The sequence below is a fragment of the Streptomyces sp. NPDC002076 genome (genome assembly GCF_053593835.1).
The window spans coordinates 266,747-280,841 of record NZ_JBSFDI010000012.1 but is presented as its reverse complement, the minus strand read 5'-3'; the positions used below and the strand labels follow the sequence as shown (position 1 = coordinate 280,841).

General features: G+C 73.5%; 10 protein-coding genes. 5 read left to right on the top strand and 5 right to left on the bottom strand.

Going from position 1 to position 14,095, the window contains the following annotated elements:
• Positions 1-324 precede the first annotated feature (324 nt).
• A complete protein-coding gene (locus ACWCQS_RS25980) occupies positions 325-708 on the top strand; it encodes a metallopeptidase family protein (RefSeq protein WP_451006661.1) in 384 nt (127 codons plus the stop codon).
• Between the two features lie 115 nt (positions 709-823).
• On the opposite strand, the gene ACWCQS_RS25975 is transcribed toward ACWCQS_RS25980, so the two are convergent.
• From ACWCQS_RS25975 to ACWCQS_RS25965, 3 genes are all read right to left on the bottom strand, one after another.
• Positions 824-2,350, bottom strand: coding sequence for a DUF5719 family protein (locus ACWCQS_RS25975; RefSeq protein ID WP_451006660.1), 1,527 nt, complete (start codon positions 2,348-2,350; stop codon positions 824-826).
• Positions 2,347-6,024 carry a glycosyltransferase gene (locus ACWCQS_RS25970; RefSeq protein ID WP_451006659.1) on the bottom strand — a complete coding sequence of 1,226 codons (3,678 nt, stop codon included), beginning with the start codon at positions 6,022-6,024 and terminating at the stop codon, positions 2,347-2,349. The genes ACWCQS_RS25975 and ACWCQS_RS25970 overlap by 4 nt, the downstream gene beginning before the upstream one ends.
• 192 nt (positions 6,025-6,216) lie before the next feature.
• Positions 6,217-6,480, bottom strand: a complete 264-nt coding sequence (locus ACWCQS_RS25965; RefSeq protein WP_003975777.1) for a WhiB family transcriptional regulator — start codon at positions 6,478-6,480, stop codon at positions 6,217-6,219.
• Between the two features lie 623 nt (positions 6,481-7,103).
• Here ACWCQS_RS25965 and ACWCQS_RS25960 point away from each other — a divergent pair.
• The 4 genes from ACWCQS_RS25960 to ACWCQS_RS25945 all read left to right on the top strand — a co-directional run bounded on the left by ACWCQS_RS25960 (position 7,104) and on the right by ACWCQS_RS25945 (position 11,003).
• On the top strand, positions 7,104-7,598 hold the full coding sequence (locus ACWCQS_RS25960) for a cysteine dioxygenase (RefSeq protein WP_451006658.1): 495 nt from the start codon (positions 7,104-7,106) through the stop codon (positions 7,596-7,598).
• A 33-nt stretch (positions 7,599-7,631) separates the two neighbouring features.
• Entirely contained in the window at positions 7,632-8,591 is a 960-nt protein-coding gene (cofD, locus tag ACWCQS_RS25955; RefSeq protein WP_450986998.1) for a 2-phospho-L-lactate transferase, read from the top strand.
• Entirely contained in the window at positions 8,588-9,895 is a 1,308-nt protein-coding gene (locus ACWCQS_RS25950) for a coenzyme F420-0:L-glutamate ligase (protein ID WP_451006657.1), read from the top strand. The genes cofD and ACWCQS_RS25950 overlap by 4 nt, the downstream gene beginning before the upstream one ends.
• 88 nt (positions 9,896-9,983) lie before the next feature.
• On the top strand, positions 9,984-11,003 hold the full coding sequence (locus ACWCQS_RS25945; protein ID WP_451006656.1) for a DNA-3-methyladenine glycosylase family protein: 1,020 nt from the start codon (positions 9,984-9,986) through the stop codon (positions 11,001-11,003).
• Positions 11,004-11,380: 377 nt separating this feature from the next.
• Here ACWCQS_RS25945 and ACWCQS_RS25940 read toward each other — a convergent pair whose 3' ends face one another.
• Both ACWCQS_RS25940 and ACWCQS_RS25935 read right to left on the bottom strand, forming a co-directional pair.
• Positions 11,381-12,463 (bottom strand): sugar phosphate nucleotidyltransferase, encoded by a 1,083-nt coding sequence (locus ACWCQS_RS25940; protein ID WP_451006655.1) that lies wholly within the window; start codon positions 12,461-12,463, stop codon positions 11,381-11,383.
• Positions 12,464-12,648: 185 nt separating this feature from the next.
• Positions 12,649-14,037, bottom strand: coding sequence for a peptidoglycan recognition protein family protein (locus ACWCQS_RS25935; RefSeq protein WP_451006684.1), 1,389 nt, complete (start codon positions 14,035-14,037; stop codon positions 12,649-12,651).
• Positions 14,038-14,095 lie beyond the last annotated feature (58 nt).

Here is a 14,095-nt window from a genome sequence, read left to right as displayed (position 1 = left end):
AGACGTTGGCTGGAACGGTCAACCTGCGACACGGGGTGGAGAGGGCCGGTCGGAGCCGAACGGGGCCGATCGGGGGCGGGCTGATCGGCGGGGACGTGATCGGCTGCCGAGGGGCCTCGATCGGCCGGGGATGTGCTCGCCCGCGGGGCTGATCGGGTGTGGCTGGTCGGACGTGCCCGGGCGGGGTGGGGTGGGGGGTGGGTTGCCGTGTGGGGTCGGGCGGGGGGAGCGTGCGGGGACTACGCTTCCCCAGTGATGGACAACCGTGTACCGCCCCGTGCCGCCGGCCCCGGGCCCCGTCGCCGTGATCGTCACGGAAGGGGCATGCGAGGGCCGATCGCGCCGCCGCAGGTGCCGCTGGCGGCCAGCCGTGCCGATGTGTTCGCGGACCTGGTGCAGGACTCCGTGGAGCGTCTCGAGCGGCGGTGGCCGCAGCTTGCCGACATCGACTTCCTGGTGCTGGAGGTGCCCCGGCTGGAGGGGCGGGGTGAGCAGGGGTGGAGTGACGAGGCCGTGCCGTTGGGCGGGGTCGTCGCCGCGCGGGACGGGCGGCGGGCGCGGGTGGTCGTGTACCGGCGGCCGGTGGAGATCCGGACCAAGGGACGGGACGAGCGGGCCGCGCTGGTGCACGAGGTGGTCGTGGAGCAGGTCGCCGAGCTGCTCGGGCTGACGCCGGAGACTGTGGATCCGCGGTACGGGGAGGACTAGTCCCCGCGGGGCCCTGCGGGGCTACGGCGCCGGCAAGGTGGGCGCCGCCCCAGCCGGCACGACGGCCCGCAGCGGCGGCGGTGCCGCGCAGCCGACGGCGCCACGGAACGTCACCTCACTTCTGCAGGACCGACAGGTCCTGCGTCGTCGTCGGTACCGCCACCATGCCCCGGTCGTTCGGGAGGGTCTGGATGGTGAAGCCGGGGATTCCGGATTCCGTGGCGGAGAGGGTGCGGGAGGCGTAGACCGGGCCGCCGGAGACGGTTTCGACGGTGAGGGCGTAGGTGCCCTGCAGGCCGGAGGGGACGGGCACGGGCACGTCCTGCGTGGTGCCGGACTTGATCGTGAACGTCTTCGTCGTCGCCGTGCCGCCCTCGCTGCCCGCCGACGCGGTGACCTTGACGGTGGCGGTGGCGGTGGGCGCGGACAGCGCGAGAGTCGTGCCCTTGGCGCTGTTGTCGGCCGAGGTCGCGCGGGTGCCGACGGGAGCCGTGGCCGGGATGTAGGCCGTTTCCTGTTTGTCGCCCTTGCCGCGGACCACCCGGAGGGCCGCCACCACCGGGACCGACTGGTCCGTGGGGGTCAGGACCAGGGAGCCCGCCTCGCCGCGGGTCACCGCGCCGAGGTCGGCCGTGGTGGTCATGCCCGACTTCACGTGCAGGGTCTCATTGCCCGCCGGGGTGATCAGGCCGTCCGGTGAGGCCAGGCGGATCTTCAGGTCGGCGTCGTCGCCGCCGGGCGTGAAGGCGATCAGCCGGACGTCGGTGGCGTCCTTCGGGATGCCGGGCAGGACCAGGCTGCCGGCGGGGTCGGCGGCCGCGGCGAGCCAGTCGCCGCCCGTCTTGTCGTCCAGGGCCTGCACCGACGCGCCGACCCGGCCGCTGCGCACGCTGACGTGCACGGTCAGGTCGGCCTGCTGTGCGTCGGTGAGGGTGGAGAGCAGGATCGGCTTGCTCGCGTGCGGCGGGATGGTCTGGTTCTCGCCGAGCGGGGACTTGATCGCACCGTCCTTGCCGTACAGCTCGATGTCGACGACCGCGGCGGAGTCGTCGGGGTTGGTCAGGTGGACGTAGTCGGTGCTGCCGGTGGCCGTGCCGGCGCCCGGGAACCAGAAGTCGGTGTCCGCGGCGGCGCAGTTGACGCCCTGCAGGCCGCGGCCGGTGCCGGCGGCGACCTCGGTGGTCTCCTGGACGGTCCAGCCGGGCGCGAACTTCCCGTCGGCGGTGCCGATCAGCGCGGGCGCGTCGGCGCCGGAGGTGTCGCCGGTGGCCGGGGTGCCCGGCGCCTTCGGGGTGAGGACGGGCTGGTCCGCCGTCTTCTTCCCGCCCTTGGATCCCTTCGAGGCCTTGCCCGTCCGGGAGTTGGCCGTGCCGTCCGCCGAGTTCTGGCCGGCTGCCTGGAGTTGGGCCTTGCCGCCGCTCGCCGCGCCCTGGGTGACGGGCGTGAACGATGTGTACGACGTGTCGGCGATGTCGGAGATGCTCGGCGCCGGGCACAGCAGGCTCGTGCGCTGCACGGGGAGGTTCGCGGCCGCCTCGGGGGCGGGGGCGCCGGAGGCGGACGGGCCGTCGAACGCGGCGAACGCGGTGACGGCGGCCAGCGCGCTGACGGCGGCGATCAGGGACAGGGTGGTGCGGTTCACTGCTGGCTCCCGTCGGGGCGCTCGCTGCCGGTGCCGTGGGGGTGCTGGGCCGGGTCGTAGCCCTGCTGGGCGGGGTCGTAGACCGGGTTGTAGCCCTGCTGGTAGCTCGTGGGGTCGTACGGCATCTGGTCGGCCGTACCGCCGTAGGCGTACGGGTCGTACTGGTCCTGGCCCGTCTGGTACGGGTCGGCGGCCGGGTACGCCTGCTGGTCGTAGCCGGAGGGCGGGTACTGGCCGCCGTTCTGGTACGGGTCGGTTCCGTAGCCCGGGTATCCGGCGTCCACGTACGTCCCCTGGTCCCACTCCGCGTAGGACTGCTGGTGGGGTACGGCGGCCGAGGGCTCCTCCGGCAGAGGCGGTGCCGCCGGCTGGTCCTCGCCGGCCTGCTCCTCGCCGGCCTGCTCCTCGGCCTGGGCCCGCAGCCGGCGGGCGCGGCGGCCCTCGCCCGCGGTGGCCTGTGCGGGCAGCGGCTCCTCCTCGGGCAGGTCGTCGTCGACGTCGCGGCGGCGGCCGGGCAGGGCGAGGACGACCAGGACGACGGCGAGCGCGCCCTGGGCCCACAGCCAGGCGGTGTGGGTGATCGGGTCGGTGTAGGTGACGTCCAGCCTGCCGCCGTCGGCGGGCAGTTGGAAGCCCTGGGCCCAACCGTCGAGCGTGGTGCGGGTGAGCACGTGGCCGTTCAGGGTGGCCGTCCAGCCCTCGGAGGCGGTGTCGGCGAGGCGCAGGACGCGGCCGGCCGGGCCGGCGGGAACGGTCGTGTGGATCTCCACCGGTCCGGCGCTGACCGGCTGGGCCGCGCCCGAGCCGCCGGCGGGGACGATGGCGGCCCGCGAGACCTCCTGGTCGACGCGGTACAGGGCGCCGCCGTTCTGCTGGCTGAGCCGGCTCAGGCCCGGGGTGGTGTCGAGGACGCGGGTGATGTCGCGGGGCGCGCCCTTGTGGACGAGGACGTACCGCACGGCGAAGCCGCCGAGTTCGTCGGCCTGGTCGGCGCCGGATCCGGCGACGAGGTTGGCGACGACCTTGTCCAGCCGGGTGTTCTGGCCGTCGGCGGCGCTGATCTCGGCGTCGCCCATGCGGGCGCCGGAGCCGCGGACCAGGGTGTAGCGCACGCGCGCGGTGGAGTCGCTGTCCAGGATCAGGGTGCGGGCCCGGTCGCCGGTGGTGGAGTCCTCGGCGACGAACGCGGGCACCTGGGTCGGGTCGCGGCGCTCCAGGGGGCCGTCGGCGCCGCGGATCATCCAGCCGGCGGCGACGAGCAGCGGGCCCGCGGCCGAGGCGAAGGCGATCAGGGCGGCGACGGGCTGGCGCCAGCCGAAGCTCTGCTCGGCCACACGCGCGCGTGCGCCGTCGGCGCCGAGGGCGGCGGCGGCCAGCAGGGCGATGCCGTACACGAGCGTGGCCGGTCCGGCCCAGGCGGACCGGTTGGACAAGGCGGCGAAGACGAGGCCGACCAGGGCGACGGCCCAGGCGGTGCGGATGCCGAGCTGCCGCTCGGAGCGCAGGAGTGCGCCGAGGGCGGCGAGCACGATGCCGATGAGCATCAGGCCGTGCACGGTGCCGGGGCCGCCCGGGCTGGCGCCGAGCAGGTCGAGCGCGGAGGCGGCCGAGGTGCCGTAGGCCAGGCCGGCTTCCTTGAAGAAGCCGGTCGGGAGCAGCGTCAGCGACCAGGGGGCGAGGACCAGCAGCGGGGTGCCGAGCTGGGCGAGGAAACGCAGGGCATGGGCGACGAGGTCGCCGCGGCGCAGGACGAGCACGCCGATGCCGAGGAGCAGCGCGATGGGCCAGACGATCGGCGTGAAGGCGGTGGTGATGGTCAGCAGCAGCGCGTACGCCCAGGTGGCGCGCCAACTGCCGCGTGCGCCGGAGCGGTTCGCGAGGCCGCTCGCGGCGATGCCGGCGCGCGCGATGAGCGGCAGCAGCACGGCGAGCACGGCGGTGCCGATGCGGCCGCCGGCCAGGGCGCCGGTGGTGGCGGGCAGGAAGGCGTAGGCGATGGCCACCCAGGCACGCAGCAGCCGGGAGGTGACCAGCGGCCGGGAGGCGAAGTAGGCGGTGAATCCGGCGAGCGGTACCGAGGCGACCAGCAGGACCGTCATCGCGAGTCCGGTGGAGCCGAACAGGATCGTGGCGAGGGTCGCGATGATCGCGAGGTAGGGCGGGGCGGAGGGGGTGCCGCCCGCGCCGACCGGGTGCCAGGAGTCGGCGAAGCGGGACCACAGCTCGCCGGAGCCGGCCGGGGCGGGCAGCAGGGCGCCGCCCGCGAGCGCGCCGCTGCCGAGCAGGGCGCGGCAGGCGGCCAGGGACATCAGCAGCAGCACGAGGAAGAGCACGGGGCCGGGCCTGCGGGCGATCCGCTTGAGCCGGGCGAACTGCTCGACCTCCAGGAAGTCGGCGTCGTCGCCGCCGGGCCCGGACTCCACGGCGCCGCCGTGCCGGCCGGCCCGGAAGGTGTCGTCGGAGCCGCTGGTGAAGTTGGCGGCGAGCTGTTCCACGGTGGCCCGGACGGTGGCGCCGGGCGGCGGGAAGAGCTGACGCAGTTCGCCCTTGTCGATCTGCGAGGGTCCGCGGCGGCGCCGGGCGGCGATGATCCGCTCGGGGCGCAGCAGGACGCCCAGCAGCCCGCGGATCTCGTCCACTGCCTGGCCGGGGACCTTGCCGACGAGATAGGCGACGGTCCGCAGGACGGTGCCGAAAACGAGCCGCAGCAGCGCCCAGGGCAGCGCGGCGCCGCGGGTGTTGACGAGCAGGGTGTAGACGGCGCCGGCCTTGTCGACCTTGTGCGGGGAGGCGGCGGTGCGGCCCACGCAGTCGACGGTGCGGCGCTCGCGGGAGGCGGCCTCGGCGTGCCGTACGACGGCGTCGGGGGCGATCAGGACGCGGTGGCCGGCGGTGTGGGCGCGCCAGCACAGGTCGACGTCGTCACGCATCAGCGGCAGCCGGCGGTCGAAGCCGCCGAGCCGTTCGAAGACGTCGCGGCGGACGAGCATGCCGGCGCTGGAGACGGACAGCACGGTGCGCACGTGGTCGTGCTGGCCCTGGTCCTGTTCACGGCGGTCCAGGCCGGTCCAGCGGCGGCCGGAGTTGGCGATGGAGACGCCGACCTCCAGCAGCTGCCGGCGGTCGTACCAGCCGCGGAGCTTGGGGCCGACGACCGCCACGTCGTCGCGGCCCAGTTCGAGTTCGTTGTCGACGACGCGCAGCAGCTCGGCGAGGGCGTCGGGATCGGGGGCGCAGTCGTCGTGCAGCAGCCAGAGCCACTGGATGGGCTCGCCGTACGGCAGTTCGGGCAGGTCGTAGGCGTCGTCGCGCCAGGTGCGCGTGACGGGGTCCCAGCCGCTGGGGCGCTTGAGGTACGGCAGCTCTTCCGGGGTGAGGACCGGGGCGGTGCGGGTCGCCTCCTCGACGGCCTGGCCGAAGCCGGTGCGGCGGGCGAGGTGCAGCACGTTGGCGTCGCCGAGGGCGTCGGTGAGCAGCCGGGCGGAGTCGTCCGCGCTGCCGGTGTCGGCGGCCACCGCGTACTGCACGGGGCGCTCCTGGGAGAGCAGCCCGGCGAGCGCGTCGGGCAGCCAGCGGGCGCCGTCGTGGGAGACGAGGACCGCGGTCACCACGTGGCGCGGGAACTCTGGTGTGGCAGCTTGCTCTTGGGCTGCCGTGTGGCTGTGCACGGACATCGAGGTACGGGCCCCGGTTCGATGGACTGCGGTGGACGCCCGCGCCCTCTCGGGGGCCGAGGGGACAGCGGGGCGTCTCGGACGAGCGACCACACTATCGGCTGGCCATCAGGACGGCCCGCCACCTGTGGATAACCCACCGGCGACGGGCCGTTCGTGACGTTCTGTTGTGGATACGGGTGCGTGGAGTGGTCAGACGGCGGCCTTCTTGAGCCGGCGGCGTTCCCGCTCGGACAGGCCGCCCCAGATGCCGAAGCGCTCGTCGTTGGCGAGGGCGTACTCGAGGCACTCGGAGCGGACCTCGCAGGCGAGGCAGACCTTCTTCGCCTCTCTGGTGGAGCCGCCCTTCTCGGGGAAGAAGGACTCGGGGTCGGTCTGGGCGCACAGCGCGCGCTCCTGCCAGCCGAGTTCCTCGTCCGCGTCGTCGACCAGCAGTTGCTGCACCAGCTCGGTCATGTGCGCCCCTCGTCTGTCTTTCGCGTCCCCGTGTGCGTTGCCGTTACCGATTTCGGCTGAACGACACGAGTGAAATTACAAGTGTGCTGCTCCGGGCGAGTCAAGCCGAGATCTGCTATTGAGCCCGTTATTCACTCTGCGGAACCAAGGCCGTGCGGAAAGTGTTCAAATCGCCATAAACCGTGGCATGCAGACGAGGCCCGGAGGGGCGTCCGGAACCCGTACGGACATCTATACGGAGAAGGACGCCATGACGTTCGATCGCGTTCCGCGAGGCTTGAGCGCCCGGATGTGCCCCATGTGTCCCGCCATCCTGGTGAACAAACCTTTCATCTCCGAGATGCACCAGATGGGGTGAAATCTGTCCCGCATGCCGGGCGTCGAGTTGACACCGCGGGTGTGAACCGATGTCCTAGTGGGCATGCTCGCGAACTTGGCACTCACCTCGACCCGCACCGCCGGGTCCCTCGGTGCTGCCCGGTCCCGCTGTAGCTGTTGTCGCTGTTGCAGCTGTTGAGCCACACCTTGCTCCAGTTGTAGGCCCGTGTCCTGAGCGACCGGGCTTCCGCTTTCTCCGCTCTCCGTTCCCTCCGGCCTTCTCCCACCGAGGAACCACCGCACCCATGAACAGCGACAACGACCTCCAGATCGCCGGCGACATCCTCGAAGTCCCGCACCTGCTCCAGCCGCCGCGCGAGCACCCGGCCACCGTTGCCGAGTTCGTGGGCCTCGCCCGCCGGATCGCCGCCGACCGCTCCCAGTGGGCACACCTCGTGCGGTACGACGCGACGACCCGCTGGTACCACCGGCTGCGCACCGGCCCCGGCTACGAGGTGTGGCTGCTGTCCTGGGTGCCGGGTCAGGGCAGCGGGCTGCACGACCACGGCCGCTCCTCCGGTGTCCTGACCGTCCTGGAGGGCACGCTCACCGAGCGCACCGAACGCGCCACGCGCGCGTTGACGGCGGGAGCACAGCGGGTGTTCGCGCCGGGGTACGTCCACGAGGTCGTCAACGACACCCTGGAGCCGGCGGTCAGCCTGCACATGTACCACCCCGGCCTGACCGAGATGCCGATGCACACCTCCCCGCACTGCGAAGCTCGTCCGGTGACTGCCTGACGCGTTGTCGTACCCGCCTGCGACACTTGCCCCATGCGCATTGTGGTTCTGGCAGGCGGCATCGGTGGTGCCCGGTTCCTGCGCGGTCTGAAGCGGGCCGTGCCGGACGCGGACGTCACGGTCATCGGCAACACCGGCGACGACATCCACCTCTTCGGGCTGAAGGTCTGCCCGGACCTGGACACGGTGATGTACACGCTGGGCGGCGGCATCAACGAGGAGCAGGGCTGGGGGCGGTCCGACGAGACCTTCCACCTCAAGGAGGAACTGGCGGCCTACGGGGTCGGGCCGGACTGGTTCGGCCTCGGCGACCGGGACTTCGCCACGCACATCGTGCGCACGCAGATGCTCGGCGCGGGCTATCCGCTCAGCGCCGTCACCGAGGCGCTGTGCGACCGCTGGAAGCCGGGCGTGAAGCTGATCCCGATGACCGACGACCGCGTCGAGACGCACGTGGCCGTGGAGGTGGACGGCGAGCGCAAGGCGGTCCACTTCCAGGAGTACTGGGTACGGCTGCGGGCCTCCGTCCCCGCCGAGGCCGTGGTCCCGGTCGGCGCCGAGCAGTCCAAGCCGGCCCCGGGTGTGCTGGAGGCCATCGCCGAGGCGGACGTCATCCTCTTCCCGCCGTCCAACCCGGTCGTGTCCATCGGCACCATCCTCGCCGTGCCCGGCATCCGGGAGGCCATCGCGGACGCGGGCGTGCCCGTGGTCGGCCTGTCCCCCATCGTCGGGGACGCTCCCGTGCGCGGCATGGCCGACAAGGTGCTCGCCGCGGTCGGCGTGGAGTCGACGGCCGCCGCGGTCGCCGAGCACTACGGCTCCGGACTGCTGGACGGCTGGCTGGTCGACACCGTGGACGCGGCCGCGGTCGAGCGGGTCGAGGCGGATGGCATCCGCTGCCGGGCCGTACCGCTGATGATGACCGACGTCGACGCGGCCGCGCAGATGGCGCGGGAGGCGCTGGCGCTGGCCGAGGAGGTGCGGGGAGCGTGAGCGAGGCGCGCCCGGAGTACACGGTCCGGGCCCTGTCGGGCATTCCCGAGGTGCAGCCGGGCGACGACCTCGCCAAGCTGATCGCCGCGGCCGAGCCGGGTCTGGCCGACGGGGATGTGCTGCTCGTCACCTCCAAGATCGTCTCCAAGGCGGAGGGCCGCGTCGTCGGGGCGGCCGACCGGGAGGCGGCCATCGACGCCGAGACGGTCCGGGTGGTGGCCCGGCGCGGCGCCCTCAGGATCGTGGAGAACCGGCAGGGCCTGGTGATGGCCGCCGCCGGGGTCGATGCCTCCAACACCCCTGCCGGCACCGTGCTGTTGCTGCCGGAGGACCCGGACGCGTCCGCACGCGCGATCCGCGACGGCCTGCGCGCCGCCCTCGGCGTCGACGTCGGTGTGGTCGTCACCGACACCTTCGGGCGGCCCTGGCGTTCGGGGCTGACGGACGTGGCGATCGGCGCCGCCGGCGTACGCGTGCTGGACGATCTGCGTGGCGGCACGGACGCGCACGGCAATCCGCTCAGCGCCACGATCGTCGCCACGGCGGACGAACTGGCCGCCGCCGGCGACCTGGTCAAGGGCAAGGCGGCGGGCCGGCCGGTCGCGGTGGTGCGCGGCCTGCCGCATGTGCTGGCCCCCGAGGACGGCGAGGGCGCGCGGGCGCTGGTGCGGCCCGCGCGGGACGACATGTTCCGGCTCGGCACGTCCGAGGCGGTCCGCGAGGCGGTGACCCAGCGGCGGACGGTCCGGGCGTTCACGGACGAGCCCGTGGACCCCGGCGCGGTACGGCGCGCGGTGGCGGCGGCGGTGACCGCGCCGGCCCCGCACCACACCACGCCCTGGCGGTTCGTGCTGCTGCAGTCGGCGGAATCGCGGGTACGGCTGCTGGACGCGATGCGGGAGGCCTGGATCGCCGACCTGCGCCGGGACGGCAAGAGCGAGGAGTCCATCGCCAAGCGGGTGCGGCGCGGGGACGTCCTGCGCAACGCGCCCTGCCTGGTGGTGCCGTGCCTCGTCATGGACGGCTCGCACCACTACGGGGACGCGCGGCGGGACGGCGCCGAGCGGGAGATGTTCGTCGTCGCGATGGGCGCGGGCGTGCAGAACCTGCTGGTCGCACTGGCCGGGGAGCGGCTGGGCTCGGCGTGGGTGTCGTCCACGATGTTCTGCCGTGACGTGGTGCGCGAGGTGCTCGACCTGCCCGCGGACTGGGAGCCGATGGGCGCGGTGGCCGTCGGGCATCCGGCCGAGGAGCCGAGACCGCGGCCGGAGCGGGACGCGGGGGCGTTCATAGAGGTGCGGTGAGTTCGGTCGTACGCGGCCCTGGCCCGCGTACGACCGCCTAGTCTCGAAGCACGCACCGGCTCCCCCAGGACTTCACAGGACCTCATCCGTGGCAGGACGTTTCGCTCAGCGCCCCACGCGCACGACCGTGCGCGGCGGCGATGCCGGCGTGCCCGCGGGCGCCGCCGGGATACCGCGGCAGGCTGCCGCTCCGGCGCGGGTACGGCGTTGGGTGCCGGACGGGCCGCTCGACCTCGGGCTGGTGCTCGGACCGCTGCGGCGCGGGCCGGCCGACCCCACCTTCCGGGCCACCGCGGACGGATCCGTGTGGCGGGCCAGCCGTACGCCCGCCGGGCCGGGCACGCTGCGGGTGCGGGCGCAGGGCGGTGAGGTGCTCGGCGAGGCGTGGGGGCCGGGGGCGGAGTGGCTGCTGGACCGGCTGCCCGAGTGGCTCGGCGCGGCAGACGAGCCGGACGCGTTCGTGCCCCGGCACCGGGTCGTGGCCGTGGCGCGGCATCGGCGGCCGGGCTTGCGGCTGACGCGGACCGGGCTGGTGCTGGAGTCCTTGATCCCCTCGGTGCTGGAGCAGAAGGTCACGACGGATGAGGCGTACCGGGCGTGGCGGTTGCTCGTGCGGAAGTTCGGGGAGCGCGCGCCCGGACCGGCGGGGGCCGCGGAACGGCCGATGTTCGTGATGCCGGCGCCGCGGACCTGGGCGCTGATTCCGTCCTGGGAGTGGCATCGGGCCGGGGTCGACAACAAGCGGGCGTCGACGATTCTGCGGGCCGTACGGGCCGCTGCGCGGCTGGAGCAGGCGGTGGGGATGCCGGTGGCCGAGGCTCAGGCGCGGTTGGAGGTCGTGCCGGGGGTCGGGCCGTGGACGTCGGCGGAGGTGGTGCAGCGGAGTCACGGGGCGGCGGATGCGGTGACGGTCGGGGATCTGCATCTGCCGGGGATCGTGGGGTGGGCGTTGGCGGGGGACCGTCATGCCGACGACGCGGTGATGCTGCGCTTGCTGGAGCCGTATGCCGGGCAGCGGCATCGGGCGGTGCGGTTGATTCTGCTGAGCGGGAACGTGCCTGCGCGTAGGGCGCCGAAGATGCCTCGGGTGGACATCGGGTTGCTGTGAGCTGCGCGGTGCTGCCGCTGGGCGACGGGGCGTTTGGCTTGCCCGCGCTTACGGGGGTGCGCGGTGCTGCCGCTGGACAACGGGGCCTTTCGCTTGCCCGCGCTTGCGCGGTGCGCAGTGCTGCCGCTGGACAACGGGGCGTTTCGCTTGCCCGCGCTTACGGGGTGCCGCTGCGCCCACCCGTGCCGCCCCAGCGGCACGACTGCCCGCAGCTGCGTGGGTATTGGGAGCGCCCCGAAGGGGCGCGGGGAACTGCACGATCAGCCACGCGCCCGCACCCAGCGCCCCCTACCGCCCTCACCGTTTCCTCACCGCCCCCGGACCCCCTTCGGGGTCCGGGGGCGCAGGTCCCGTGGAAGGCGGCCGGGCGGCAGGTGTTACTGGTCGGAGGAGAAGCGCACCGCGCCCGCCGGGATGCGGGCGTCGCACCACACGCGTACTCCCTCGCGGAGCTCGTTGTCGGCGCCGATGATCGCGCCGTCGCCGACGACCGTGCCGGTGAGGACCGTGCGTTCGCCGACGCGGGCCCTCGTGCCGATGAGGGAGTCGGTGATGACCGCGCCGGGTTCGATGACGGCGCCCGGGAGGATGGTCGAGCCGGAGACCCGCGCGCCCTCGGCCACGAACGCGCCCTCGCCGACCACCGTGCCGTCCGTCAGCTTGGCGTCCGGCGCCACCGTCGCCGTAGGAAGGATCAGGCGGTCGCCGCAGCGGCCGGGGACCGCCGGGGACGGGGCGCGGCCCAGGACCAGGTCGGCCGAGCCGCGGACGAACGCCGCCGGGGTGCCGAGGTCCAGCCAGTACGTGGAGTCGACCATGCCCTGCAGATGGGCGCCGGCCGCGAGGAGGTCCGGGAACGTCTCGCGTTCCACCGAGACCGGCCTGCCCAGCGGGATCGTGTCGATGACCGAGCGGCGGAAGACGTACGCCCCCGCGTTGATCTGGTCGGTGACGATCTCCTCCGGCGTCTGCGGCTTCTCCAGGAAGGCGCGGACGCGGCCGGTCTCGTCCGTGGGGACCAGGCCGTAGGCCCTCGGGTCCGTCACCTTCGTCAGGTGGAGGGAGACGTCCGCGCCGGTCGACCTGTGGGTGTCGACCAGGGCCCTGATGTCCAGGCCCGTCAGGATGTCGCCGTTGAAGATCAGCACGGGCTCGTCGGGGCCGGAGTGCAGGCGCGAGGCGACGTTGCGGATGGCGCCGCCCGTGCCGAGCGGCTCCTCCTCCGTCACGTACTCGATGTGCAGCCCCAGAGAGGAGCCGTCGCCGAAGTACGGCTCGAAGACCTCGGCCAGATAGCTGGTGGCGAGGACGATGTGGTCCACGCCCGCCGCCTTGGCGCGCGCCAGCTGATGCGTGAGGAACGGCACCCCGGCGGCCGGGACCATGGGCTTGGGCGTGTGCACCGTGAGGGGACGCAGCCGGGTGCCTTTGCCGCCGACCAGGAGGATCGCTTCTGTCACCTGTCGTCTCTGCTTCCTGCCGGGACCGGCCGAACTACTCGTTTCACTCGTTTCGGCCGGTCAGTGTATGCAGACCGTAGCGGCGGCGCCCTTGACAACCACGCGGTTTCCCACGAGATCGGTGAGAGAACGGTGTGAGAGCGGCGCGCCCCCGAAGACTGCGCCGAGCGCGCGCCCCGGCCGGCTCAGCGCCCCTGGTAGCGCGCCGCGCTGGAACGGGCCGTACCGAGCTCGGCGTAAAGCCGTTTGCCGGGGCACTCGGTGGCGAATCCGTCCCGATGGCCGGAGATCACGTCCAGTCGTACCTTCTTACCTTTGGGGTAGAGGTTGCCACCGCCCGACGTGAGATATGTCTTGCCACGCGGATCGGCCCCGTAGAGACCGAGCTTCCACGCGGTGAGCCGGGCGACGGCCCACACCGCGGCCCCGGACGGCTTCGCCACACCGTACGAGCCGATCACGGCGATGCCCATGCTGTCGCTGTTGAAGCCGAGGATGTGTGCGCCGCGGACCGCCTTCGCCACGCCGCCGGCCCGGCCCTCGTAGATGGTTCCGCACTTGTCGACGAGGAAGTTGTAGCCGATGTCCCGCCAGCCCATGCTTCTGACGTGGTAGCGGTAGATACTGCGGATGACGGAGGGGGCCTGGGCGCAGGTGTACGTGTTGCCCGAGTCCGTGTGGTGCACGAAGGCCACCTTGACCTTGTTCGTGTAGACGAAACCGGGTTCGCGCAGTGACTCGTCCACGCCCCAGCCGCGCCGGGTGACGATCCGCGGGCGCGGCCCGATGTAGGGCTTGTCCCCCACCGGGCCTTGCAGGCGGGCGAGTTCCCGCTCGGTGGCCCGCCTGCCCAGCGCCGGGATCTCCGGGGCGCCGAAGTCGGCGAGGTCGGTGTCGGCCGCCGAGGCCGCGCCTGCCGCGTCCGTGTCCGGACCGGTGGGGGGCGGGTCGGCCGGCGCGTCCTCGGGCGGCGCCTCCTCGCCGGGGTCGACGAGTTCCAGGTGCAGACCGGAAGGCAGCGGGGGCGTCGGTTCGACCGTACGACCGCGCCGCACGCCCCCGTCGGCGGCGCGGACCCGTACGTCCACGCCGTCGGAGTCGCCCACCCACAGCGGTGCGGTCGCCCCGCGCACCCGCCGCGCGTCCCGTTCCGCCGTACCCGGGTCGGCGCCGTGGCCGGCGTTGTGTGTCTCGACGTCCCGCCAGCCGGACCACTCCCGCGTCCGCGCCGACCGCGTCCGCACCTGGACCCGGCCGTGCAGCTCGGCGTCCGGGTCGTCCCAGACCACCCCGAGCAGCGAGAAGTGCTCGCCGTCGGGCCGGTACAGGCCCTGCTCCGGGGCGGTGCCGAGGACCCGCTCGCGGGAGAGGGGGACGAGGGGCAGCGAGCGGGTGCTGCCCGGGACACCGGCCGCTGCCGGTCGTGCGGGTGCGGCGGATGCGGCGGCCGCGGGCGGGGACAGCAGCGGAAACGCGAGGGCCGCGGCGCAGGCGACGCCGACCGAGGGGGCGGCGATCGACCGGGCGCCGATGGAGGAAGCCAGGAATCCACGCATGGCCATGATCTTGGGCATACTCATACAAATCTGTCCAACGATGGGGCGACGGTGAACTGACGGCCCGTCGGAGACC